At 65.6% G+C, this 23,138-nt stretch carries 23 protein-coding genes; 12 read left to right on the top strand and 11 right to left on the bottom strand.

Annotated features, from left to right (window positions below):
* The first annotated feature begins 80 nt into the window (after positions 1-80).
* From FRZ44_RS11870 to FRZ44_RS11855, 4 genes are all read left to right on the top strand, one after another.
* On the top strand, positions 81-488 hold the full coding sequence (locus FRZ44_RS11870; protein ID WP_151177386.1) for a hypothetical protein: 408 nt from the start codon (positions 81-83) through the stop codon (positions 486-488).
* A gap of 160 nt (positions 489-648) precedes the next feature.
* Positions 649-1,212 carry a polysaccharide biosynthesis C-terminal domain-containing protein gene (locus FRZ44_RS11865; RefSeq protein WP_151177385.1) on the top strand — a complete coding sequence of 188 codons (564 nt, stop codon included), beginning with the start codon at positions 649-651 and terminating at the stop codon, positions 1,210-1,212.
* Between the two features lie 30 nt (positions 1,213-1,242).
* Positions 1,243-2,223 carry a glycosyltransferase family 2 protein gene (locus FRZ44_RS11860; protein WP_151177384.1) on the top strand — a complete coding sequence of 327 codons (981 nt, stop codon included), beginning with the start codon at positions 1,243-1,245 and terminating at the stop codon, positions 2,221-2,223.
* A 147-nt stretch (positions 2,224-2,370) separates the two neighbouring features.
* Entirely contained in the window at positions 2,371-2,967 is a 597-nt protein-coding gene (locus FRZ44_RS11855) for a hypothetical protein (RefSeq protein ID WP_151177383.1), read from the top strand.
* A 25-nt stretch (positions 2,968-2,992) separates the two neighbouring features.
* Here FRZ44_RS11855 and metF read toward each other — a convergent pair whose 3' ends face one another.
* From metF to FRZ44_RS11835, 4 genes are read right to left on the bottom strand one after another with little or no spacing between them, the layout of a single operon-like run.
* Positions 2,993-3,925: a methylenetetrahydrofolate reductase [NAD(P)H] gene (gene metF / locus FRZ44_RS11850; protein WP_151177382.1), complete on the bottom strand. Its 933-nt coding sequence runs from the start codon at positions 3,923-3,925 to the stop codon at positions 2,993-2,995.
* Positions 3,922-4,938 carry an ArsR/SmtB family transcription factor gene (locus tag FRZ44_RS11845; RefSeq protein WP_151177381.1) on the bottom strand — a complete coding sequence of 339 codons (1,017 nt, stop codon included), beginning with the start codon at positions 4,936-4,938 and terminating at the stop codon, positions 3,922-3,924. Before FRZ44_RS11845 ends, metF begins: the two co-directional genes overlap by 4 nt.
* A gap of 54 nt (positions 4,939-4,992) precedes the next feature.
* Positions 4,993-5,712 (bottom strand): alpha/beta fold hydrolase, encoded by a 720-nt coding sequence (locus FRZ44_RS11840; RefSeq protein WP_151177380.1) that lies wholly within the window; start codon positions 5,710-5,712, stop codon positions 4,993-4,995.
* Positions 5,713-5,722: 10 nt separating this feature from the next.
* Positions 5,723-6,280 carry a hydrolase gene (locus FRZ44_RS11835; RefSeq protein ID WP_151177379.1) on the bottom strand — a complete coding sequence of 186 codons (558 nt, stop codon included), beginning with the start codon at positions 6,278-6,280 and terminating at the stop codon, positions 5,723-5,725.
* 204 nt (positions 6,281-6,484) lie between these two features.
* On the opposite strand from FRZ44_RS11835, the gene FRZ44_RS11830 reads away from it, so the two are divergent.
* From FRZ44_RS11830 to FRZ44_RS11820, 3 genes are all read left to right on the top strand, one after another.
* Positions 6,485-8,185: a DEAD/DEAH box helicase gene (locus FRZ44_RS11830; protein WP_151177378.1), complete on the top strand. Its 1,701-nt coding sequence runs from the start codon at positions 6,485-6,487 to the stop codon at positions 8,183-8,185.
* A 134-nt stretch (positions 8,186-8,319) separates the two neighbouring features.
* Positions 8,320-9,483, top strand: coding sequence for a DmpA family aminopeptidase (locus FRZ44_RS11825; RefSeq protein WP_151177377.1), 1,164 nt, complete (start codon positions 8,320-8,322; stop codon positions 9,481-9,483).
* 87 nt (positions 9,484-9,570) lie between these two features.
* The gene (locus tag FRZ44_RS11820; protein WP_151177376.1) at positions 9,571-10,431 is read left to right on the top strand and encodes an alpha/beta fold hydrolase; all 861 of its coding nucleotides are present in this window, start codon (positions 9,571-9,573) and stop codon (positions 10,429-10,431) included.
* Positions 10,432-10,438: 7 nt separating this feature from the next.
* Here FRZ44_RS11820 and FRZ44_RS11815 read toward each other — a convergent pair whose 3' ends face one another.
* The 3 genes from FRZ44_RS11815 to betI form a co-directional block, all read right to left on the bottom strand.
* Positions 10,439-10,870, bottom strand: coding sequence for a DUF1772 domain-containing protein (locus FRZ44_RS11815; protein WP_151177375.1), 432 nt, complete (start codon positions 10,868-10,870; stop codon positions 10,439-10,441).
* A gap of 2 nt (positions 10,871-10,872) precedes the next feature.
* Positions 10,873-12,987, bottom strand: a complete 2,115-nt coding sequence (locus tag FRZ44_RS11810) for an acetate--CoA ligase family protein (protein ID WP_151177374.1) — start codon at positions 12,985-12,987, stop codon at positions 10,873-10,875.
* Between the two features lie 72 nt (positions 12,988-13,059).
* Positions 13,060-14,169: a transcriptional regulator BetI gene (betI, locus tag FRZ44_RS11805; protein ID WP_151177373.1), complete on the bottom strand. Its 1,110-nt coding sequence runs from the start codon at positions 14,167-14,169 to the stop codon at positions 13,060-13,062.
* Between the two features lie 186 nt (positions 14,170-14,355).
* Between betI and FRZ44_RS11800 the strand changes: the two genes are divergently transcribed.
* The 4 genes from FRZ44_RS11800 (at position 14,356) to FRZ44_RS11785 (ending at position 18,346) form a co-directional block, all read left to right on the top strand.
* On the top strand, positions 14,356-15,747 hold the full coding sequence (locus FRZ44_RS11800) for an aspartate aminotransferase family protein (protein ID WP_151177372.1): 1,392 nt from the start codon (positions 14,356-14,358) through the stop codon (positions 15,745-15,747).
* A 214-nt stretch (positions 15,748-15,961) separates the two neighbouring features.
* A complete protein-coding gene (locus tag FRZ44_RS11795) occupies positions 15,962-17,497 on the top strand; it encodes an FAD-dependent oxidoreductase (RefSeq protein WP_151177371.1) in 1,536 nt (511 codons plus the stop codon).
* Positions 17,498-17,537: 40 nt separating this feature from the next.
* A complete protein-coding gene (locus FRZ44_RS11790) occupies positions 17,538-17,753 on the top strand; it encodes a hypervirulence associated TUDOR domain-containing protein (RefSeq protein WP_151177370.1) in 216 nt (71 codons plus the stop codon).
* Positions 17,754-17,779: 26 nt separating this feature from the next.
* Positions 17,780-18,346 (top strand): DUF488 domain-containing protein, encoded by a 567-nt coding sequence (locus FRZ44_RS11785; RefSeq protein WP_225308660.1) that lies wholly within the window; start codon positions 17,780-17,782, stop codon positions 18,344-18,346.
* On the opposite strand, the gene arsC is transcribed toward FRZ44_RS11785, so the two are convergent.
* The 4 genes from arsC to FRZ44_RS11765 are packed head-to-tail and all read right to left on the bottom strand — an operon-like array spanning position 18,343 to position 21,511.
* A complete protein-coding gene (gene arsC, locus FRZ44_RS11780) occupies positions 18,343-18,705 on the bottom strand; it encodes an arsenate reductase (glutaredoxin) (RefSeq protein WP_318526397.1) in 363 nt (120 codons plus the stop codon). The two genes, FRZ44_RS11785 and arsC, sit on opposite strands and share 4 nt — an antisense overlap.
* Positions 18,706-18,727: 22 nt before the next feature.
* Complete coding sequence (locus FRZ44_RS11775) at positions 18,728-19,831, bottom strand: ABC transporter ATP-binding protein (RefSeq protein WP_151177368.1); 1,104 nt, start codon at positions 19,829-19,831, stop codon at positions 18,728-18,730.
* A 4-nt stretch (positions 19,832-19,835) separates the two neighbouring features.
* Entirely contained in the window at positions 19,836-20,645 is an 810-nt protein-coding gene (locus tag FRZ44_RS11770) for an ABC transporter permease (protein WP_151177367.1), read from the bottom strand.
* 17 nt (positions 20,646-20,662) lie between these two features.
* Complete coding sequence (locus FRZ44_RS11765) at positions 20,663-21,511, bottom strand: ABC transporter permease (RefSeq protein WP_225308659.1); 849 nt, start codon at positions 21,509-21,511, stop codon at positions 20,663-20,665.
* Positions 21,512-21,936: 425 nt separating this feature from the next.
* On the opposite strand from FRZ44_RS11765, the gene FRZ44_RS11760 reads away from it, so the two are divergent.
* The gene (locus tag FRZ44_RS11760) at positions 21,937-23,043 is read left to right on the top strand and encodes an ABC transporter substrate-binding protein (protein ID WP_191908550.1); all 1,107 of its coding nucleotides are present in this window, start codon (positions 21,937-21,939) and stop codon (positions 23,041-23,043) included.
* Positions 23,044-23,138: the final 95 nt, after the last annotated feature.

Raw genomic sequence — 23,138 nt, 5'->3', positions numbered from 1 at the left:
TCTGGATCGAGCGCTTTCTCAGAAATCCGATCCTGTGCCATGATCGGCGCCGGACTGCCCTCCCCTCATTCCCCGCGGCCATGAACCAGCGATTGCTCATTCTCTGTGCCGTCCTCGCGGGTTGGACTCTCGCGGGCGGCCACGCGAATGCCGAGGTCACGCGCGCCACGCTGCGCGATGTCTCGCTCGCGATCCTCGAGCTCTACAATGCGGAGGATGGGATCGGGCTCTATACCCGCGTGAGCGAAGCGCTGGCGGCCAAGGTTTCGACCGAGGCCCTGGCCGAGCGGCTCTCGGATTGCCGCCAGCGTTTCGGCTCCCTGCAGCGGTTGAGTCTGCCGGTGGCCAGCACCGGAACGGCCGCCTTGTTCGCGGCGTATTTCGAGACCGGGGCGCGCGATATGTATCTCGAGATCGATCTCGATGGCGCCATCCGGCTGCTGACCTTTGCCGGCCAGGGCGAGACCTGCGCGCTGATCGGGCCCTAAGCTTAGGGCGGCCCATCCACCGCTTCAAATCCTCTTCAGTTTCCGCCGGTGCGCCGCTAGCGTGAGCGCGAGACGATTGCCGTGTGGGCAAATCTGCAATACGGTCCCTCAAGAGCGCGGTTTGGCTGATGCGCCCGCCATTTATCGGGGGGAATTCGGCATGGCAGTCCAGGATTCAACTGACGTCGCGCTGCGTGGGCTGATCGGCGGCAACGAGCTCGTCGCCAAGCATTCGGCCGTCAACGAACGGGGCGCGCTCCGCCTCGATCCCATCCACGGCATCGAGTTCCGGCCAACCCGGCCCGTGCCGCATGAAGATGGCCACGTGACCGAAGTCGCGCGCGCCAGTTGGGACATCATCGGCGGACCGATCGTCCAGGTTCATATCACCACCACGATGCCGGGCCGCATCCGGGCCTGGGGCCTGCATCAGCGCAGCACAGACCGGCTCTTCGTCGTGTCCGGCCTGGTCAAGATCGCGGTCTTCGACGGCCGCCTCGACTCCCCGACCTGCGGCCGCGTGAACGAGTTCACGGTCAGCGAGAAGAATCCCGGCCTGCTGGTCATCCCGCCCAACCTCTATCACGGTTGGAAGAACATCGGCACCGAGGAGGCGGTCATCATCAATATGCCAACCTCGCAGTACGACTATGAAGGGCCCGACGCGCTGGATCTCTCCTGGGATTCGGAAGCGGCGAGCCGCATCGTTCCCTATCGTTTCTGATCTCCCGCGGCCTCGATCCGGCGATCCCCCATGGCGCCCCGCGTCTCGATCCTGCTGCCGACGCATAACCGCCCCGATGTTCTGGGCTACTCGATTCAGTCGGTCCTCGCGCAGACCGAGGCGGATTTCGAGTTGCTGGTCGTCGGCGACGGCTGTGCCGACGACACGCGCGCCGTCGTCGCGCGCTTCTCGGATCCGCGCCTGCGCTGGTTCGACATGCCGAAGGCGCCGCTGAGCGGCTACGCCAATCGAAACATCGTCCTGCGCCAAACCCAGAGCCGATATGTCGCCTATGCCCAGGACGACGACATCATGTTCCCCGACCATGTTGCCAAGCTCGTCGCCACCCTCGAGGCGAGCGGCGGCGACTGGGTCTATAGCCGACCCGTCTGGTGCAGTCCGGACGGTTTCATCCTGCCGCTCTCGCTGAATCTCCGGAACGCGGACGAGCTCGCCCATTTCATGACCACGGAGAACTACATCCCCTCCTCCTACGTCATGCATAAGCGCGACGCTCTCGAGCGCGTCGGCTATTGGCCCGAAGACGTACCGCAGATGGCCGACTGGAGCTGCTGGCGCCGCATCATCGAGACCAGCGCCTCGGGGCGACCCGCTTATTGCCCCGATGCCACGACCTTGCATTTCCGTGCCCGCTGGCGCGAGCGGGACAATCCTCCGGTCATGCGTCTGGCGGAAATCGCACGGAGCGCCAGCTGGTGGCCGCCGGCATGCAAGCTCGAGATTCCACTTGGGACACCGGAGCAGCGCGTCTTCTTCGAGACGCTGACCGCAGCGCCGGAGGCTTGCGTCGGGCGTATCCGCGCCGCGATCCCGGTGATCAACGAGCGCCTGGCCTGGGGCACGGCGGCCCTGGCCGCGCAGACCTGGCCGCTCGACAAGGCCGCCCTGTGCAAGCATGAGCGCTTCCTGAAGCATTGGGCCGGGAAGCTGCTGCCCCAACGGGTTTTCCAATGGCTGAGAGAGCGCCGGCGGACGGCCCTGTCGTCCTGAAAGGCAGCCGACCGGCCGGGTCCCGGAAAGATGAAATTCGTTTCGCCGCCGCGGCGCCCGCTTGCTCCAGGGCGCATTTCCGCCCATATCCTCAAGGTATCGCACGGCGCCTCGATGCCAATGGCGCCCTCCAACCGGGATTCCATCATGGCCTCCGCCCGCCCCCGAAAAGTCCGCTTGCCATTGCCTGGTCTTCTGGCCGTCGGCCTGGCGCTGGCGGGGCTGGCTGGATGTGCGGAGAACGGCGTGATCTACAACCAGCAGAAATACCTGTCGGGCACCAAGCTCTATGTGACGCATGCCGAGGGATCGCAAATGCCGACCGTCATTCGTGGCAATCCCTCTGCCCTGCCGAAGGCCGACTTCGACCAGATCGTGCGCGACGATCTGAAGGGCTCGAACTTCGGACGGCCCACGACCTTCGTGCCGGGGCCCGACAATCCCCCCTACCCCGACGAACGCGTGGTGCTGGTTTTCAACGGACCCGTCATCGGGCAGGCTCAGCTCTGCCAGTGGGGGCTCGCGGGCGGCGGCGGCCCCACGCCCGAAGGCCGGATCGAGATCCTCGCCGCCTTCTGCAGCGGCGGCCGGCCGGTGTCGGCATTGGAGGGAGGCATCAGCGGCGTGAAGGATCCGAACGATCCGAAGTTCCAGGCGTTCCTCCGCGAGATCGGAATGACCTTGTTCAATCCGAACAATCCCGAAGACAACCCCGATCACGGCGTCGAGCCGCCGGTCCCATGAGCGTGGTGGGCTGGCTGGGCGAAACCTAAGCGGTGGTCGCCTGCTCGGCCATGCCCTCGCCATGGCTGCGATGACGACGGCGCTGCAAGCCCGACCGCAAACCCAGCATATGGCAGATCGCAAGCGTCAGCTCGGCGCGATTGAGCGTGTAGATATGGAAATCGGTCACGCCCTGGGTCTGCAGCTTGAGACATAGATCGACCGCGACGGTCGCGGCGATTAGTTCGCGCGTCGCCGGATCTTCGTCGAGACCTTCGAAGGTGCGGGCGAGCCAGGCCGGGATCGAGGCGCCGCAGCGCTTGGCGAACTCCTGCACTGTCCTGAAGTTGGTGACCGGCAGGATGCCGGGGATGATCGGCGCCGTGATGCCCGCGGCCCGTGCCCGATCCATGAAGCGCAGATAGGTCTCGGGCTCGAAGAAGAACTGGGTGATGGCCCGCCGCGCGCCGGCATCGAGCTTGCGCTTGAGGTTGTCGAGATCGGCTTCGGGCGACGGGCTGTCGGGATGGCTCTCGGGATAGGCCGCGACCGAGATGTCGAAATCGCCGATCCGGGTCAGGCCGGCCACCAGGTCGGCCGCATCGCGATACCCTTCCGGATGCGGCGCATAGCGGCCCTGGGCGGCCGGCGCATCGCCCCGCAGCGCCACGATGCGCCTGATCCCCGCGGCCCAGTAATCGCGCGCGACGGCATCGACCTCGGCCTTGCTCTTGCCGACGCAGGTCAAATGGCCTGCGGCTGGCAACTCGGTGCGTTGCGCCAGGCGGCGCAGGGTCGCGAGCGTGCGGTCCTGCGTGGAACCGCCGGCGCCGTAGGTCACCGACACGAAATCGGGCTGCATCGCCGTCAGCCGCTCGATGGTGTGCCACAGGGCGCCCTCATGCTCGCGCGTCTTGGGCGGGAAGAACTCGAACGAGACCCTGATGCGATCGGAAATGAGGGCGGGGTTGCGAATCATCGGGTCCGTTCCTTCCTGGTTCGGGATTGGAATTTGCCGAAAGCGGGTGGCGCCTTCGGCGCGATGTCGACGGTCTGGCGCGCGACCCAGAGCATGACCGTCAACCGCTCGCCGTTCTTGCCCGGTTTGGGCTGAAGCGAGCGCGTGGCTTCGATCTTGAGGCCGGCATCGCGACACCAGCCGGCGATTTCGTCCTGGGTGAAGCCCAGACGGCGATGCGCATGCTCGTCGCGCAGGAATTCGAGATTGTGCGGCGCGAAATCGACGATCAGCAGCCGGCCCTTGGGGCGCAGCAACCGGGCCGCCTCGAGCAGGGCCGCGGCGGGGTCGTCCAGATAATGCAGCACCAGGTGAAGCGTGACGATGTCAGCGGAACCGCTCTCCAGCGGCAACGCATAGAGATCGCCCTGGCGGATCTGGACATGGCGCAGCTCCGGGCGATCGAGGCTGTGGCGCGCGATCGCGAGCATCTCGCGGCTGAGATCGACGCCGACACCGCTCTTCGCACGCGGCGCCAGCAATTCCAAAACGCGCCCGGTCCCGGTGCCGAGATCGACCAGATCGCTGCCGGCGATATCGCCCAGCAGATCGAGGATCGCGGCGTCGACATCCTTCTCCGGGATATGCAGGGCGCGGATCTCGTTCCATTCGTTCGCACGGCCGCGAAAATAGGCCGCGGCCGTCTCGGCGCGCTGTTCGCGCACCACCGCGAGGCGTTCGAGGTCACGCGCGATGGTCGGATCGTCGGAACGGATGCGTTCGGTGAGAAAGTGCGCGAGCGCGCCGCCCGCCCCCTTCTCGGCCGGGCGGAAGAACACCCAGCTTCCTTCCTGGAACCGATTGAGCAGGCCGGCGGAGACGAGGAGCTTGAGGTGACGGCTGAGGCGCGGCTGGCTCTGCCCCAGCACCTGGGTCAGCTCGGTCACGGTCAATTCGGCCCGCGCCAGCACCGCGAGCAGTCTGAGGCGGGTCGGATCGCCCGCGGCCCGCAAGGGGCCCAGAAGCTGTTCCATGGCGGCTCTCCCAATCGACAGATGTCATGATGATATAAAAATATCCTTATGTCATTATGAATATGCGGAAAGCTTTCCGGGCGGGAGAGTCAGCCAGTCAGCGAGCATGGCGGTCACCATTTCAGGCCGCTCCAGCGGTGCCAGGTGGCCGCACCGATCGAGGAGTTCGAGCCGCGCGCCGGGGATGGCGGCGGCGAGCGCCTCCTGCTCCGCCAAGGGCGCCAGCGCGTCTTCCCGTCCCGCCAGAATCAAGGTCCGGCATCGGATCGATGGCAGCAGCGGCCGGCTGTCGGGACGGCCGACAATGGCCCGGAACTGGCGCAGGAAGGCATCCTTCCCCACCCGCATGGCCATCGCCTCGATCTCGCGCGTGAGGGCGGTGTCGGCCAGGCGATCGCGATGAATCATCAGCGCCATCAGCGGCGGCGTGATCCCGCGAAAGGGGACGCGCTCGCGCATCGCCAGCAGGTCCTGCCGCCGCGAGGTTTCAGCCGGCGCATCGGGACGCGCGCTCGCCCCCAGCAGGGCCAGGCGCTCGATCCGCTCGGGCGCTTGTCGAAGCAGCTCGAAGGCAACATAGGCGCCCATGGAATGGCCGACGACGGCAAAAGGACCGGCGAGTTCCGTCAGAACGCGCGCCGCCATGGCGGCGACATTGTCGTCCTGGGTCAGATCGCCGACGCGCAGTTCTACCCGGTCCCCGATGGCGTCGATCTGGTGACGCCAGAGAGCCTCGTCGCAAAGCGATCCCGGCAACAGCAGAACGGGCACCATGATCGGGGCTTCAGCGAATGAGGGCCGAGAGTTCCTTGAACTCGGGCGTGCCGGCCTTGCCCAGCCATTCGAACAGGGCCATCTCCGTGGTCACGATCTCGATCCCGTGGCGCGCCATGCGATCGAGCGCCATTTGCCGGCGTTCGGGCTGGCGCGAGGCCACGGCATCGCCGACGACAAAGGGCGCCAGCCCCAGCTTCGGCAGGCCCAGCGCCGTCTGCAGCACGCAGACATGGGCCTCGACACCCAGGATGATCACCTGGTCCCGGCCCTGCTCCCGGGCCAGCGCGTGAAGCCGGGCCCTGATGTCCGGGTCCTCCGTGCAGGAAAAGTGGGTCTTGGGCAGGGGCTCGATCTCGTTGCCCAGCAGCGTCCGCAGGCCCGGATCGGTGGGGCCGAGCCCCTTCGGGTACTGCTCCGAGACCAGGATCGGCAGGTCGAGACGTTTCGCCGCACGGATCAGGATGCCGGCGTGATGCAGCAACGGCTCGACGCCGGCCATCGCGGGTAGCAGGCGTTCCTGCATGTCGACGATCAGGAGGCAGGAGCGTTCGCGTTGGATCAACATGGTAAATTCATCCCCGCGGCAATGATTCCTTCGTCAATTCCAGGGCAGGTTACGGCATCGCCGGACGGCGGCAAAGTCGCGGAGATGTGCGCAAACACTTGACTTTCCGCGAGAATTGCCTACTTATCCGGCAGCTTTGCGGCGAACATTCGGGCCCTTCGCCGATTCCAGAGATCCCGTTCAGGCCCCTTGCTCCGGTAGATAATGAGTTTTGACGACCTTGGGCTCAGCCCAGAAGTTTTGCGCGCCATTGCCGAAGTCGGCTATCGCGAACCGACCCCCATCCAGGCCCAGGCCATTCCCATCGTGCAGATGGGACGAGACGTTCTGGGCTGTGCCCAGACCGGCACCGGCAAGACGGCATCCTTCACGCTGCCGATGATCGACATGCTCGCGAGCGGACGTGCCCGCGCGCGGATGCCCCGATCCTTGATCCTCGAGCCGACGCGTGAGCTTGCCACGCAGGTCGCCGAGAATTTCGACATCTACGGCAAATATCACAAGCTCTCGCAGGCGCTGCTGATCGGCGGCGAATCCTTCACCGACCAGCAGAAGAAGCTCGATCGCGGCGTCGACGTGCTGATCGCCACGCCGGGCCGCCTGCTCGATCTGTTCGAGCGCGGCAAGATCCTGATGAGCGACGTGAAGATCCTCGTCATCGACGAGGCCGACCGCATGCTCGATATGGGTTTCATCCCCGATGTCGAGCGCATCGTGTCGCTCCTGCCGAAGATCCGCCAGACCCTGTTCTTCTCGGCAACGATGCCGCCGGAGATCAAGCGCCTGGCCGACGCCTTCCTGATGAACCCGAAGGAAATCTCGGTCGCTCCCCCCGCCTCGCCGGCGGCGCTGGTGACCCAGGGTCTCGTGGTCGTGCAGGAAGAGGACAAGCGCGAGGCGCTGCGCCGCCTCCTGCGCGCCGAGCCGGTCAAGAACGCGCTCATCTTCTGCAATCGCAAGAAGGACGTGGACATCCTCTATCGCTCGCTGGCGAAGCACGGCTTCAATGCCGGCCAGCTCCATGGCGACATGTCCCAGCCCAAGCGCACCGAGACCCTCGAAAAGTTCAAGAACGACGAGATCACGCTGCTGGTCTGCTCCGACGTCGCCGCGCGCGGCCTCGACATCCAGGGCCTGAGCCACGTCTTCAATTTCGACGTGCCGATCCACGCCGAAGACTACATCCATCGCATCGGCCGCACCGGCCGCGCGGGCCGCGAGGGTCGTGCCTATACGATCGCGTCGCCCTATGACGGCCGCTTCGTCGAGGCGATCGAGAAAATGCTCGGCAAGACCGTGCCGCGGATCGTGGTCGAGGGCTTCGACCTCGTCGCCTTCGAGGCCGACGACGGCGGGCGTCGCCGGGGACGGCGTCCCAGCAGCGGACGCAGCGCCGGTCGCAGCGGCAGCGCGGATGGCGAGAAGCGCAGCCGCGGCGGACGCGGTCGCAGCGATCGCAACCGCAGCGCGCCGAAGCCGGCCGAAGAGACTCTGATCGAAGCCGCGGCGCCCGAGATGACGGAGCCGGTCATGCGTGAAGAAAGCCCTGTCGCGGAAGCGGCCGTGGTCCATGAAGAGCGTCCGGCCCGCGAAGAGCGGCCCGCGCGCGAGGCCCGTGCGCCCCGCGAATCCAACCGCGAAGAGCGGTCGGGCCGTCAGGAGCGTTCCGGCCGCGGCAAGCGGCAGCCCCGCCCCGAAGCGGGCGAGAGCCGTTCCAAGCCCCAGCCGATCCGTCATGACGGTTCGCATATGGAAGCGGCCCGTCCGGCCGAGCGTCGTTCCGACGAGGACGATGACGCGCCGGTGCTGGCCTTCGGCGATCATATGCCGGCCTTCCTGCGCCATCCGGTGAAGCGTCCGGCCAGCCGTAGCGAAGAGCGCGACGACGAGCGCGACGTCGCCTAGGCCATCCCGGATTTAGCGTCGAGTTCCAAGGCCCCTTTCGGCATCCGCCGGAAGGGGCCTTTCTCTTTGTCCGGCGGCGCGGCATGTTTCGGGCTCGTCGGTGAGCTCCAGACCCCAAGCAGCAGGATCGCGACATGACCGCCCGCCCCGCCTCCGAGGCGACACCCTCCGGAAAGCCTCGCGCCCGTGCGCTCGGCATTCCCTTCGCCGGCACGCCCGGCGCCTTGAATGCCATCACCGACCTGCCTGGGCTGGCGGTCGGCTACGAAACCCTGATCCACGGCGACGGCGCGCTGCGCACGGGACATGGGCCGGTGCGCACCGGCGTGACCGCGATCCTGCCGCGCGGCCGCGACGGCGTCGGCAATCCTTGCGCCGCCGGGATGGTCTCGCTCAACGGCAATGGCGAGATGACAGGAACCGCCTGGATCGAAGAAACCGGCTCGCTGGATCTCCCGATCCTGATCACCAACACGCATTCGGTGGGCGCCTGCCATACGGGCGCCATCGAATGGGTCGTGCGCCATTACCCGAAGCTCGCCGAAGCCTGGCTCCTGCCGGTCGTGGGCGAGACCTGGGATGGCTATCTCAACGACATCAACGGCGCCCATGTGAAGCCCGCGCATGCGCTCCGCGCCATCGACGCCGCGCGGCCGGGAGCGATCGAAGAAGGATCGGTGGGCGGCGGCACCGGCATGAACTGCTATGCCTTCAAGGGCGGCTGCGGCACGGCCTCGCGGGTCGTGCCCTACGGCCCGCATCGCTACACCGTCGGCGCCTTCGTGCAGGCGAATTTCGGCAGCCGACACGAGCTCACCATCGCGGGCGTGCCGGTCGGCCGCGAACTCGCCGACGACAATCCGATGGAAACGCGCCGCCAGGCGGCACCCGCCGGCGCGGGCTCGGTGATTGCCATCGTCGGCACCGATGCGCCGTTGCTGCCGGCGCAGTGCAAGGCGCTGGCGCGGCGCGTCGGCATGGGTCTCGCGCGCACCGGGACGACCGGCTCGCATTTCTCGGGCGATCTGTTCCTCGCCTTCTCGACCGGCAACGAAGGGGCCCTCAAGAGCCGCTTCTCGGAGGGCGAGCCCGCAAAAGACGAATTCGACCAGCTGCGCTTCGTGCCCTGGGGCCGCATGGATCCGTTCTACGCCGCCGTGGCCCACGCGATCGAAGAAGCCGTGGTCAATGCGCTCGTCGCCAACGCCACCATGATCGGACGCGACGGCCATCGGACACCGGCGTTGCCGCATGACCGGTTGGTCGCGCTGCTGCGCAAACGCGGCGTGATCAGTTGAATCCAGGTTGACCGGGTCCGACCCGGGCCGCATTGTCCGCGGCGGCGGCGGCGACCGAACGCATCGCCCCTCTTATCAGGAACCTCCATGACACAGATCGCCGCGGCTCCCTTGCCTGAGGGATTCATCGAGAAGACCGCCACGGTCGATGCTGTCTCGATCAACTACAAGATCGGCGGTCGCGGCCCCGTGGTTGTGTTGCTCCATGGCTATGCCCAGACCAGTCATATGTGGACCCCGCTCCTGCCCCTGCTGGCGACGACGCATACAGTGATCGCCCCCGATCTGCGCGGTGCCGGCGCTTCGCAGCGCCCGCCCGACGGTTATGACAAGAAGACGATGGCCCGGGACATTCATGGCCTGGTGCGCCAGCTTGGACATGACAGGGTGCAGATGGTCGGTCACGATATCGGACTGATGGTGGCTTATGCCTACGCGGCCCAGTTCCCCGCCGAGGTCAGCAAGGTGGCCCTGATGGACGCCTTCCTTCCCGGTGTCGGTGATTGGAAGGATGTCTGGCTGATGCGCGACCTCTGGCATTTTCACTTCTACGGCGAGACCCCGCTTGCCCTGGTCGCCGGGCGCGAGCGCATCTACTTCGAGCATTTCTGGAACGACTTCGCCGCCGACCGGACCAAGTCCGTGTCGGAAGCCGACCGTCAGCTCTATGCGGCGGCCTATGCTCGCGACGGCGGCATGCGCGCCGGCTTCGAATATTTCCGGAACTTCGAGCAGGACGCGAAGGACTTCGCCGCCCTCTCGGTCATGAAGCTCACCATGCCCTTCCTCATCCTGACCGGGGAGAAGGCCTCGGGCACGTTCCTCATCGACCAGGCGAAAATCGTCGCGAGCAACGTCACGGGCGTGATCGTCAAGGGTTCCGGTCACTGGCTGATCGACGAGGCGCCGGATCAGGTGATTCCGGCTCTCGTCGCGTTCCTCGCCTGAATCGCGCTCAGGCCAGGCACCAGAGCGCGACCAGGGCGGCTGCGAGCCCGAGGCCGCTGCGCACTGCGTGCAGGCCGCCCCAGTGTTCGATCAGTCTGCGGCTCTCCGCTCCCGCCTGCTCGGGGACGATGGCGCCGAGCCGCCGATTGGTCGGCATGATGGCCAGGAGCGTGTAGGGCCAATTGGCCAGGAGCAGCAGCGCCGCCAACAGCCAGCCCCAGAATTCCGTCTCGACGAAAGCCGCGATACCAAGTAACCCGCCGATGACCGCGAGGCTCGCCTGCATGGCGAAGCCGCGGGCATAGCTCGGCTTCCACTGCGCCAGCAGCGCGCGATCGTCGAGGCCCAGCCGCGCCGGCTGCTCGACCAGATTGATGTAGATCGCCGCTCCGGCGAAGACCGATGCCACCAGCAGGGTCAGCAGGTCGAGGATCGGCATCGTCAGTCTCCCGAAGCTTTCTCCGGCGCCTTCGGCACCACCAGCGCATCGAGCGCCACCGCATCGCCAGGACCGGCAAGTACCGGATTGATGTCGATCTCGGCGATCAGTCCCTTGAGATCGGCGACCAGCACCGAGAAGGCGGCAAGGCTTTGCGCCAGAGCGTCGATATCGGCGGGCTTCTGGCCGCGCTTGCCGTCGAGCAAGGGCCGCAGCGCCAGCGCATCGATGAGGCGGTGAGCCTCCGTCTTGTCGAAAGGCGGCAGGGCGAAGCGGCGATCCTTCATCATCTCGATCAGGACGCCGCCGGCTCCCACCATCACCAGCGAACCGAACTGCGCATCGACCACGGCGCCGAACGAGAGCTCGACCCCCTTCCCCGCCATGGCCATGATCAGCACGCGCGGCCCCAGGCGCCCCGCAACATCGCGATAAGCGGCGGCCAGCGCCGTCTCGTCGGCCAGCGCCAGCTTGACGCCGCCGACATCGGATTTATGGAGAACGCCCGGCGTCGCCGTCTTGAGCGCCACGGGAAAGCCGATCGCCCTCGCGGCCGCGACCGCATCGGCCTCGTTCCCGGCAATGCGGTGCGCGAGCACGCCGACACCGTAGTCGGCCATCAGCGCGAGGCTCTCGGATTCATCGAGCGGGCCGCCCTTCTCCAGACGCGCTTTCCATTTGCCGCGCAGGCCTTCCGGCGCAACAGCCGGTTTGGGGGCCGGCCGGTCGGCCGCGTCGCGCCAGGTGAACGCGGCGCGGAACGCCGCCATCGTGGCGTCGATATCGATCAGCACCGGGAAGCCGCCCCGCGTCAGATGCGAGGCGAGCTTGGCTTCGCCGATCACCGCCATGTTGTTGACCATCACGATCGGCTTGGTGGTTCTCGTCGCGGCCCGGGCCAGGACGCGGCCATAGCCTTCATGGAGCGAATAGGCGTCGCGCGTCTCGCCGAAGAGCGCACCGATCGACGTGTCGGGATCGTTGCAGAGCGCGACCAGGCAGTCTTCGAAGATGCCTTCGTAGTCATTGCCCGTGCCCCAGGCATCGAGCGGATTGATCGGGTCGAGGCCGTAATCGAGCCTTGCCGCCAGTTTTTGCGTCGTCTCGGCGTTGATCTTCGCGAAGGGAACGCCGCGCGTCACCGCGCGATCCACCGTCAGCTCCCGCAAACCGCCGGAATCATGCATGGTCGCAAGCCCGCCCGCCGGCAATCGCCTGTCATGGCCCAGCAGCAGCAGCGCGTTGGCGAACTCAGTGAGCGTGTCCACCACGACCACGCCATAGCGATCGAACACGGCCTCATAGGCGGCATAGTCGCCGGCAACGGCACCAGAATGGCTGACGGCGAGCTTGGCGCTCTCGGCCGTGCGTCCGACCTTCAGCACCACGATCGGAATCCGCTTGGCGCGGGCCTTCTCGAGCGCGGCGATGAAACCGTCGGCGTTGCGCACCGTCTCGAGGAAGATGCCGACGACCCGCGTGGTCGGCATGTCGAGGGCGAAGTCGAGATACTCGTCGCAGGTGGCGCCGAGTTCCTGCCCGGGCGATACTGCCAGGTTATAGGCGAAGCGATGGTCGTGATGGACCAGCGCGCTGAAGGCCGAACCTGAATGGGTGATCAGGGTCTTGTTGCCGCCGCCCTCGACCCAGGCCGGCGGCGGGAAGCCGCAGACTCTCAGGCGGTGATCGAAATTATAGAAGCCCATGCCGTTGCCGCCGCAGATCGGCATCCCGGCCTCGCGCGCCATTGCGGCGATGCGCAGGGGCAGGCTCGGCGCCGTGTCGTTCTCCAGATAACAGCTGGCGAAGATCGTGGCGGAACGCGCGCCCGCCGCGATCGCCTGGCCCAGGCTCCGCTCGAGGCGCGCATTGGCGACGCCCAGCACGATCAGGTCGATCGCTTCCGGCAGATCCGCGATCGAGGGGTAACAGGGCTGGCCGTCGATCTCCGTATAGGACGGATTCACGTAATGGAGCCGGCCGGCATAGCCGCCACCCTTGACGGTCTGGATCATCCCCTGCCCGACACTGCCGGCCTTGGGCGAAGCCCCGATGAGGGCGACCGATGAGGGCGTCAGCAAGGGGGCAAGGCGATGCAGTCTTGTCGCGATGTTCATAGGGCGGGATGCGGAGATGGGAGCGATGGAGGTTCAACCGGCGAGGGCCAGGGCCCCGGCGACTTTTATAGCTCAGCTCTGGCGTGAGCCGCCCGAATCTTCGGGACCGCGCTCGGCCGGCCGCGCCGGGTCGCCGGAGGGCAGATCGGTGTTCGCAGGCCGCGGATCGATCTCCGTCAGGATGGCGCGATCCTTCTCCGCCGCCTCGCGCTCGGCCGTCAATCGCGTCTCGAAGCGACGGCGCATGGCATCGACCGTGGGCCCGAAGGCTTCAACGAAGAATGCCGGGTCGAGCATGGCCAGCAGCCGACCCAGCAGCCAGGAGGACGGCTCGGTGCTTTCATTGAGCCAGTTCTGCACGGTGTCGGTCGTGACGCCGATGCCCGCGGCCAGCTCCTTCATCGTCAGGCGGCCCTGCGGCTGCAGCCGGCGGCGCAGCGCGGCCGACAGCCGCTTGCGATGAGCGGCGCGCCCGAAGGCATCGGTGCCTTCCACGGCCTCTTCGACAGGGCGGTCGAGGGGCGCGACCGCCTCGACCGAAACAGCGGCCGCCGGCGTGCCGCCGGCCGCATACTGGCCGAAATGCTTCGGAAAGATGCCTGAGAGATAGAGCCGGCAGATGCTCTTGCCCTGGGCCGGCGTCACCGAATTGGGATCGATCAGGAGATCGAACCAGAGTCCGTCGATCATGGCGTTGAGGCCGTGGGCGACGGCGTCGGGGTCGAGCCCCTTATAGCCGCCCTCGGCGATCAGGCGATCGACGATGCCGCGGGTTTCGCTCCAGTAGCGCTGCTCCAGCTCGGACACGAGGGTCTCGTAGAGCGGCTGGTTCGGGGCCTCGGCCCAGAAGGCGTACCAGACCGTCATCTTCTCGCGGGTGAAGATCCCGGGGCTGAAATCGGCCTCGATCATGGCCTCGAGCTGCGCCGCCGGTGATTCGCCCGCCGCGGCCAACTGGGCGCGCCAGGAGCTCTCATATTCGCCGGCGATGAATTCCAGCGTGGCTGCAAGGAGTTGCTCCTTGGTCCGGAAGTAGAAATTCACGATTCCGGGCGACATGCCGGCGGCGCTGGCCACATGGCTCAGCGTCGTGGCCGCGTAGCCGCGCCGCCCGATCGTGGCGATTGTCGCCTCGATGAGCTGAAGTTGGCGCGTTTCCTTTACCGGATTCAGCCGAGCCATTTCGCCTCTTAGAGTCGCCAGTTATCGTTAAGAATTAGGAAAAATTAGATAACCATCTGTAATATAGGCGATTTTAAAATCACGAAATTATATGATCATTCAGTCGCCTAGACAGCCAGGGGGCGGTTTTGATAGCTTCACTATATACGCATTTAATGGCTGCACATAATCGGATCGGAGCTCATCATGACCAAGGCCGCCCCAACAGCGACCAACAAGCGCGACCCCTACCGCCTCGACAAGTCCAACGCCCACTTCCGGAAAGCCGTCCAGAAACTGCCTTTGGGCGTCAGCTCGAACTTCCGGTACTGGGGCGATCATAACACCGTCTATGTGAAGCATGGCCGCGGCGCGCGGATCACCGATCTCGACGACAATGTCTATATCGATTACCGGCTGGGCTACGGGCCGGCGATCCTGGGCCACTGCCATCCCGAGGTGGATGCGGCGGCCCGCGATGGCCAGCAGGTGGGCACGGTCTTCGCGCTCGGCACCGAGCGGGAGCTGACCGTCGCCGAGCTGATCAGCGAGATGGTCCCGGCGGCCGAGCTCGTGCGGTTCTCCAATTCCGGCACCGAAGCGGTCATGGGCGCGCTGCGCCTGGCGCGCGGCGTGACCGGCAAGGACCACTACGTCACCTTCGAGGGCTCCTATCACGGACTGTTCGATTCCACGATGTGGACGCTCGACACCGACACCATCCAGGAAGGCCGCGAGCCCGACATCGTCAGCTATGGCAAGGGCATCCCGGGCGCCGTCCGGAACCTGTTCTGGCAGGTGCCCTATAACGACGCCGGGCGGCTCGAGGACGTGCTGAAAAAGCACGGCCACACCATCGCCGCCGTGCTGATCGAGCCGATCCTCGGCAATTGCTGCGGCATTCCCTCCAAGCCCGAATTCATCAAGGCCGTGCGCGAGCTCTGCACCAAATACGGCGTGCTGATGATCGTGGACGAAGTGAAGACCGGCTTCCGCGTGCGTCGCGGCGGCGCCCAGGAACTCTATGGCATCAAGGCCGACATCTGCACGATGGCCAAGGCCGTGGGCAATGGCTATCCGATTGCCTGCATCGGCGGGCGCGAGGACATCATGCGCAATTACGGCCGCGGCGTCGCCCATGGCGGCACCTACACGGCCCAGGCCATGTCGCTCGCGGCGGCCGAGAAGACCCTCACGATCCTGCGCGACACCGATGCGCTGGAAGACATCGAGGCCTACGGCCTGGCGATGCAGGCGGGCATGCACAAGGTGCTGACGGCGCGGGGCATCCCCCACAGCTTCACCGGCCATCCGAGCATGAGCGGCCTATTCTTCCGCGAGACGCCGCCTTCCAACTATCGCGACTGGAAGACCAGCGACTACACCTTCTACGACACGCTGGCGCAGCATCTGATCCCGCACGGCGTCATGTGCGAGCCGGATTCGCGCGAGCCCTGGTTCATCTCCTCGGCCCACGACAAGGCCTGCCTCGACGAGACGCTCTCGACCTTCGAATATTGCGTGGACCTGACCATCGAGGAACTGGCCCGCACCGCGAAGCAGAAAGCGGCCCCGGTCATGACCGGCATCACCGCCTAGACGCGACCCCGGCCCCTTCCCTGCGACAGCGGTCGCGGGGAAAACCGGCCGCAAGACCTCGGAACATCCAACGGGCGGCCTCGGGGCCGCCCGTTTTCTTTTTGGCCGCAGGAATATTCCAGACGCCGACCTCGTCATCCCGGCCTCGCAACACCACTTTAAGCAGATGGGCGCATTTCGAACGCGCCGGCGAAGCTGGGTGCTGGAGAGATCCATGGCGCAGGAACAGACGACCCCCGACGGCCCCGATCTGACCCAGGGTATCTCGCTCGCCGATCTTGCCGACGGAAGGCTGGTCGGGCGGGTCGGCGATCAGGAGGTGCTGGTCGTCCAGCGTGGGATGGAGGTCTTCGCCGTCGGCTCCCGCTGCACGCATTACCAGGGTCCGCTCGCCGAAGGGCTGGTCGTCGACGACACCGTCCGCTGCCCCTGGCACCACGCCTGCTTCGATCTGCGAACCGGCGAGGCCCTGCGCGCACCGGCCTTGAGCCCCCTCGCCTGCTGGTCGGTCGAGCAGCGCGGCGGGAAATTCTACGTGCGCGAGAGGCGCGAAGCGCCAGCGCCCCGCAAGGCACCGGCCGGAGCGCCCGACCGGGTCGTCATCGTCGGCGGTGGTGCGGCAGGATTTGCGGCCGCGGAAATGCTCCGGCGGCGGGATTTCGCCGGCAGCATCGTCATGCTGAGCGACGACAGCGCGCCGCCCGTCGATCGGCCCAATCTCTCCAAGGATTATCTCGGCGGCAACGCACCAGAAGATTGGGTGCCGTTGCGCCCCGGCGAGTTCTACGCCGAGAACAGGATCGATCTCCGGCTGAAGACCAATGTCACCGCGATCGATACGGGGCGGCGCGAGGTCGTGACCGGGAGCGGCCAGAGAATTCCCTATGACCGGCTTCTGCTCGCAACGGGCGCCGAGCCCGTCCGCCTGTCGGTCCCCGGCGCCGACTTGCCGCATGTCCATCGGCTGCGTACGCTCGATGACTCCCGCGCCATCATCAAAGCCGCGGAGACGGCACGGCGCGCGGTTATCATCGGAGCCAGCTTCATCGGGCTCGAGGTCGCGGCGTCATTGCGAGCGCGCCAGATCGATGTGCGTGTCGTCGCCCCCGAGGCGCGTCCGATGGAGAAGATCATGGGCGCGCAGCTGGGCGACTTCATCCGTCGGCTCCATGAGGAGCATGGTGTCGTCTTTCATCTCGAGGACTCGGTTACGTCGATCGATGCCGGCAGCGTGACCCTGAAGAGCGGCGGCAAGCTCGATGCCGATCTCGTCGTGGTCGGCATCGGAGTGAAGCCGCGGCTGGCTCTCGCCGAGCAGGCCGGGCTGGCGATCGATCGCGGCGTCTCCGTGAACCCCTATCTTGAGACCAGCGTTGCCGGCATTTTCGCGGCCGGCGACATTGCCCGCTGGCCGGATCCGCACAGCGGCGAGAAGATCCGCGTCGAGCATTGGGTCGTGGCCGAGCGGCAGGGTCAGACAGCTGCGCTCAACATCCTCGGAGCGCAGGAGAAATTCGCTGCCGTGCCGTTCTTCTGGAGCCAGCACTACGACGTCCCGATCAACTATGTCGGCCATGCCGAGAAATGGGACGAGGTCGAGATAGAAGGCGATATCGCGGCCAAAGACTGCCTGCTTCGCTTTAGACGCGCGGGGCGCGTGCTCGCCGTCGCCTCGATCTACCGCGATATCCAAAGCCTCCAGGCGGAGGCCGCTATGGAGCAGGACGCCTCCGGCAGCACCGGCCGATGAACGTCGCAGGCAAAGCGCGGGCGCTTCCGGAGGTCCGGTCATGACCAGGAAATTCAAGATCGGCGACCATGTCACCTGGAACTCGGAAGCGGGGCATGTGCGGGGGCGGATTCTCAGAGTGCACACCAGAGATGTGGACTACAAGGGCTACACCCATCATGCAACCGCGGACGACCCTCAGTATGAAATCAAGAGCGACACGACCGATCATGTCGCCTTGCACAAGGCGACGGCGCTCAAGCTCGTGCGCCGGTGACCGGGCGCGATGACGCCCAACGATCCGTGAGCATTGCCAAAGCGCCCGTGACGCATCCGTTCTTCACCATCGGGCACTCGACCCGTTCGCTCGACGAGTTCATGGGTTTGTTGAGCGAAGCGGAGGTGACTCTCGTCGTCGATGTCAGGACCGTGCCGCGATCGCGCACGAACCCGCAATATAACACGGAGTCGTTCTCGAAGGCTCTGAACGAGTTGCAGGTCGGCTACGAACATATCGCGGCCCTGGGCGGCTTGCGCAAGCGATCGCCGGATGTTCCCGAAGCGCTCAATGCCTTCTGGCAAAACGAGAGCTTCCACAATTATGCCGACTACGCCACGACGGAGGGATTTCGCTCGGGCCTGGAGAGATTGCGCGAGCTCGGACATGAGCGGCCTTGCGCCATCATGTGCGCGGAAGCCGTCTGGTGGCGGTGCCATCGGCGGATCATCGCCGATCACCTGATCGCCGCCAGCGAAACCGTGTTCCATATCCTGGGGCGGGGCCATATCGAGCCCGCGCACTTGACCAAGGAAGCGGTGCCGGGTCCCGGGGGAACGCTGGTCTATCCGGCCGCCGCCACTCTCTTCTAGAGGATCTTCAGAACGTTTTCCGGCGGGCGCCCGAGGGCCGCCCGTTCGCCTTTGGCGTCCTTGACGACGACGATCGGCCGCTCGATCAGGATCGGATTGGCGACCATGGCGGCGATCAGCGCCGCCTCGTCGAGCTTGGGGTCGGCCAGCCTCTTTTCCTTGTAGGCCGGTTCGCCCTTGCGCATCAGATCGCGCGGAGCCATGCCCAGAAGCTTCAGGAGCAGCTTCAGGCGCTTGGCATCGGGCGGCGTGGAGAGATATTCGACGATCGCCGGTTCGATCCCGCGGCCGCGCAGCAGCGCCAGCGTGTCGCGCGATTTTCCGCAGCGCGGATTGTGATAGATCGTGACACTCATGATGCCGGCGAGCCCCCTTGCGGGATCAGTCGGCGGGCAGCAGTACCCCGGACTCGACGGGCCAACTCACCCACACATCGCGCGCCTTGCCGTCCGCGGCTTCGGCATTGCGGGCGACATTTTGGGCCGCGACCGCGACACGGCGCTGCAGGCCCGGCACCTCGACATAGAAGTGGCTGCGGTCGCCGAGATAGGCCTGCGCATTGAGGCGGCCCGCGATCGAGTTGGTGCCGCCATTCGGCCTGGTCGCCTCGATCCGCAGCTTCTCCGGCCGGATCGCCAGGGTGACGAGGCCGGCCTTGTTGATGCGGGCCTGGCCGACCGGCACCCGCAGCTTGCCGAGCGGGCCGGCATCGATGATGGCATTGGCGCCCTCGGTGCCGGCAACCGTGCCGTCGATGAAATTCATATTGCCGATGAAATCGGCGACCTCGCGGCAGTTCGGATGCTCGTAGAGCTGGGCCGATCCGTCGATCTGCATCACCTTGCCGCGCGCCATGACCGCGATCCGGTCCGACATGGTCAAGGCTTCCTCCTGGTCGTGCGTCACGAACACGAAGGTGATGCCGACCGAGCGCTGCAGCTGGCGCAGCTCGAGCTGCATCTCCTCGCGCAGCTTCTTGTCGAGGGCGCCCAGCGGCTCGTCGAGCAGCAGCACCTTGGGCTGGCAGACAAGCGCGCGGGCGAGCGCGATGCGCTGGCGCTGGCCGCCGGAGAGCTGGTCGGCGCGCCGGTTGCCGTAGCCCGGCAGCTTGATCATCCCCAACGCTTCCTCGACCTTCTGGTCGATCTGCGGCTTGGTCAGGTTCTTCTTGCGCAGGCCGTAGGCGATGTTCTGGCGCACATTGAGATGCGGGAAGATCGCGTAGTTCTGGAACACCATGTTGGTCGGGCGCAGATGCGGCGGCACCACCGCCATCGGCTGGCCGTCGATGAAGATCTCGCCCGCCGTCGGCACCTCGAACCCCGCCAGCATGCGCAGGAGCGTGGTCTTGCCGCAGCCGGACGGACCCAGCAACGAGAAGAACTCGCCGCGCCGGATGTCGAAGGAGATGTCGTCCACGGCCTTGACCGCACCGAAATGCTTCGAGACCCGCTTGATCGAGATGAAGGAATCGTCTGCGCTCATGATGTCAGATACCCAAACCCTGGTCGGGGTTGACGCCGCGCCGCCGCATATACTCCGCGAAGGTGACGATCACGAAGGACACGACGAGGATGCAGCTGCCCAGGGCCAGGGTTCCGGGCAGCTTCTGGGGGAAACGAAGCTGGCTGTAGATATAGACCGGCAGCGTGGTGTCGTTGCCGGAGAGGAAGGCCGCCATCAGATATTCGTCGAACGATGTCGTGAAGCAGAGCAGGAAGCTCGCCACGATGCCGGGCATGGCCAGCGGGAAGGTCACCCGCCAGAAGGTCTGCCAGGCGTTCTCGCCCAGATCCAGGGACGCTTCCTCGAGGTTCTTGTCGAAGCCCTGCAGGCGCGAGATCAGCACCGCCATCGAGAAGGGCACGCAGAGCAGCACATGGCCGGCGATGATGCTCCAGGTCGAGGGCTGCAGCCCCAGGAACTTCGCCAGGATGATCAGGAGGCCGATGGCGAAGACGATGGTCGGGATGACCAGGGGCAGCATGATGGTGAAGGTGATCGCCGCGCGCCCCGGCAGGTAATAGCGGGTCACCGCTTTCGCGGCGAGGACGCCGAGGATCGTGCTCACCACCGAGACGAAGGCCGCGATGCGCAGGCTGACGCCCAGCGCCTTGGTCAGGCCAGGATTGCTGACCATCTCCGCATACCATTTGACCGTCATTTCCTTCAACGGGAAGGCCACATAGAGCCCGTTGTTGAAGGAGAAGAGGACGATCAGGAGCACCGGCGCATAGATGAAGATGAGATAGGCGACGCCGTAAATGAAGAGCGCGTCGTATTTGGCTTTGCCGACCATATTGCGGGGCCTCGACCTTAGGACTGTTTCCAGCGGCGACGCCCCATGGCGCCGAGGAAGACGCAGACGATCAGGGTGATCGAAAGCATCATGACGATGGAGACAGCGGCGCCCAGCGGCGCATTGTTGGCTTTGCCGAACAGCGATTGAATCAGGTTGCCGATCATGATGCCCGACGTACCGCCGACGAGCGACGGCGTCACATAGTCGCCAACCGTCGGAATGAAGACGAGCAGGGTGGCGGCGATCATCCCCGGCAGCGACAGCGGGAACGTCACCCGCCAGAACCGCTCGCGCGGGGTGTCCCCCAGGTCGGTCGCCGCCTCGAGCAGCGACTTGTCGATCTTCTCCAGCGAGACGTAGATCGGCAGGATGGCGAACGCCGCCCAGGCATGGGTCAGCGTGACGACCACGGCGGTCGGGTTATACAGCAGGAACTGCAGCGGATCCTTGATGATCCCGAGGCTGATCAGACCGGAATTGATCACGCCGTTGAAGCCCAGGATGATCTTCCACGCGAACACGCGCAGCAGATAGCTGGTCCAGAACGGCACCGTGATGAGGATGAGCCAGATCAGCTTGCCGCGCCCGACCCGGAAGGCCAGAAAATAGGCCATCGGATAGGCGGTGATCACGACGAAGAAGGTCGTCGTCAGCGACATCACGATCGAGCGGAACAACAACACCAGATAGATCGGGTTGTTCTCGAGATCGAAGATCGCGAAATAATTCTTCAGCGTCGGGGTATAATCGATGTCGAAATAGACTTGCGTGCAGAAGCTCAACACGACCAGCCCGAGGAGCGGGATGATCATGAGTGCAAGCATCACGAGAAGGGTGGGCGAGAGCAGCAGATAGCCGCGCATGCTCTCGTTTCTGTGAAGCACGGTTTTGAAGGCGGTCCAGAGACCGCCCTGCGTTGCCGGGGCTTGACCCCGATCGGTAACGCTAACCATGACGCGACAGCCGGCGTCGTCCGGCTTCAGCCATTACACGTCCCCTCTCCCGGAAGATTTCTTGAGCCAGTCTTTTTTGCGGCGCAATGGTGGCACCGGCCCCGGTCGGGCCACAAGCCCTTTTTTGTAAGATGACAATGAGGGTTAGCCGCCTTGCCCGGATTCTGGCGCGGATGCTAGAGTCCGGCCATCGAAGACGAGATGCAGCGCGACGGTAAGTTGCGATCCGCATTGGCCTCGCTGCAGGGCGGTTCCCCTGCGTCCTCGGCCGCTACCGCTACGGAACCTCATAACCAAAACGGTCGAGAATGACCATTCCTCAGGGAGGAGACTTCATGGATATCAAGGAATTCAAGAGCCGCCTTGCCAACCAGGACATGACCCGCCGGCAGATGGTGCAGGCGCTGACAGCCGCCGGCGTGGCTCTGGTCACCATGCCGGTGACCCGCAAGCTGGCGCAAGCGGACGACAACCAGGCGACCTACTTCACCTGGTCCGGCTACGACACCCCCGACTTCTTCCCCGGCTATGTGAAGAAGTACGGCGCCAGCCCGAACCTACCGGTGTTCTCGGACGAGCAGGAAGCCTTCCAGAAGCTGATGGCCGGCTTCAAGACCGACGTCGCCCATCCCTGCTCCGGTCGCATCGAGAAGTGGCGCAATGCCAAGCTCATTCAACCCTTCGACACCTCGAAGCTGTCCAACTGGCCGGATGTATTCGACACGCTGAAGCACATCAACACCGCCGACCAGGACGGCAAGCAGTGGTTCTCCCCGGTCGACTGGGGCAACACCGCGGTCATCTATCGGACGGACCTGGTGCAGCCCAAGGAAGATTCCTGGGAGCTGCTCTGGGACGAGCGCTACAAGGGCCGGATCTCGATGGGTGACGACATCACCGACACCGCGATCATCACGGCCCTGCTGATCGGCGCGAAGAACCCCTACGCCATGACCGACGACGAGCTCAAGAAGGTCAAGGACAAGCTCGCCGCGCAGAAGCCGCTGGTCCGCTTCTATTGGAGCGACGCCACCGTGCTCGAACAGGGCATCGCCTCGGGCGAGATCGTGGCGGCCTCCGCCTGGAACGGCACGCTGGCCAAGATGATCGACCAGGGCGTCCCGGTGAAATGGATGTCGCCCAAGGAAGGGATGCTGACCTGGGTCTGCGGCGCCGTGCTGACCAGCAACGCGACCGAAGTCGACAAGGCGCATGACCTGATCAACGCCCTGATCTCGAAGGAAGCGGGCCTCTGGCTGATCGCCTATGGCTACGGCCATTCCAACAAGAAGGCGTTCGCCGAAGCCGGCGAAGCGGCGCTGACCAAGATTGGTCTGCCCGCCGATCCCAGCGAGCATCTGAAGCGCGGCACCTTCAGCCAGGACAACAAGCGGCTGGAAGACCTGCAGCAGATCTTCGAGCAGGTGAAGGCCGGCGTGTAAGCCGATCCGCTGAGACCGGCCGGCGCTTTCGGGCGCCGGCCTTCAGGCTCGCCCGGCGGGGCGCTGCGCTCGAAGACAAGGCCGAGCGCTCCGTC

Origin of the sequence: Hypericibacter terrae, assembly GCF_008728855.1 — a bacterium.
Lineage (GTDB): Bacteria > Pseudomonadota > Alphaproteobacteria > Dongiales > Dongiaceae > Hypericibacter > Hypericibacter terrae.
The sequence above is the reverse complement of the archived record's forward strand: the minus strand, read 5'-3'. Positions and strand labels throughout refer to the sequence as shown.

Coding starts and splice junctions, on each gene's coding strand:
- FRZ44_RS11845 (WP_151177381.1), bottom strand. CDS start 4,938: ATGGAACAGCTTCTGGGCCCCTTGCGGGCCGCGGGCGATCCGACCCGC.
- FRZ44_RS11790 (WP_151177370.1), top strand. CDS start 17,538: ATGACCAGGAAATTCAAGATCGGCGACCATGTCACCTGGAACTCGGAA.
- FRZ44_RS11815 (WP_151177375.1), bottom strand. CDS start 10,870: ATGCCGATCCTCGACCTGCTGACCCTGCTGGTGGCATCGGTCTTCGCC.
- FRZ44_RS11765 (WP_225308659.1), bottom strand. CDS start 21,511: ATGCGCGGCTATCTGCTGCTCTCGCCCACCCTTCTCGTGATGCTTGCA.
- metF (WP_151177382.1), bottom strand. CDS start 3,925: ATGATTCGCAACCCCGCCCTCATTTCCGATCGCATCAGGGTCTCGTTC.
- FRZ44_RS11775 (WP_151177368.1), bottom strand. CDS start 19,831: ATGAGCGCAGACGATTCCTTCATCTCGATCAAGCGGGTCTCGAAGCAT.
- FRZ44_RS11830 (WP_151177378.1), top strand. CDS start 6,485: ATGAGTTTTGACGACCTTGGGCTCAGCCCAGAAGTTTTGCGCGCCATT.
- FRZ44_RS11820 (WP_151177376.1), top strand. CDS start 9,571: ATGACACAGATCGCCGCGGCTCCCTTGCCTGAGGGATTCATCGAGAAG.
- FRZ44_RS11860 (WP_151177384.1), top strand. CDS start 1,243: ATGGCGCCCCGCGTCTCGATCCTGCTGCCGACGCATAACCGCCCCGAT.
- FRZ44_RS11810 (WP_151177374.1), bottom strand. CDS start 12,987: ATGAACATCGCGACAAGACTGCATCGCCTTGCCCCCTTGCTGACGCCC.
- FRZ44_RS11865 (WP_151177385.1), top strand. CDS start 649: ATGGCAGTCCAGGATTCAACTGACGTCGCGCTGCGTGGGCTGATCGGC.
- FRZ44_RS11870 (WP_151177386.1), top strand. CDS start 81: ATGAACCAGCGATTGCTCATTCTCTGTGCCGTCCTCGCGGGTTGGACT.
- FRZ44_RS11835 (WP_151177379.1), bottom strand. CDS start 6,280: ATGTTGATCCAACGCGAACGCTCCTGCCTCCTGATCGTCGACATGCAG.
- FRZ44_RS11825 (WP_151177377.1), top strand. CDS start 8,320: ATGACCGCCCGCCCCGCCTCCGAGGCGACACCCTCCGGAAAGCCTCGC.
- FRZ44_RS11800 (WP_151177372.1), top strand. CDS start 14,356: ATGACCAAGGCCGCCCCAACAGCGACCAACAAGCGCGACCCCTACCGC.
- betI (WP_151177373.1), bottom strand. CDS start 14,169: ATGGCTCGGCTGAATCCGGTAAAGGAAACGCGCCAACTTCAGCTCATC.
- FRZ44_RS11840 (WP_151177380.1), bottom strand. CDS start 5,712: ATGGTGCCCGTTCTGCTGTTGCCGGGATCGCTTTGCGACGAGGCTCTC.
- FRZ44_RS11855 (WP_151177383.1), top strand. CDS start 2,371: ATGGCCTCCGCCCGCCCCCGAAAAGTCCGCTTGCCATTGCCTGGTCTT.
- FRZ44_RS11770 (WP_151177367.1), bottom strand. CDS start 20,645: ATGGTCGGCAAAGCCAAATACGACGCGCTCTTCATTTACGGCGTCGCC.
- FRZ44_RS11760 (WP_191908550.1), top strand. CDS start 21,937: ATGGATATCAAGGAATTCAAGAGCCGCCTTGCCAACCAGGACATGACC.
- FRZ44_RS11795 (WP_151177371.1), top strand. CDS start 15,962: ATGGCGCAGGAACAGACGACCCCCGACGGCCCCGATCTGACCCAGGGT.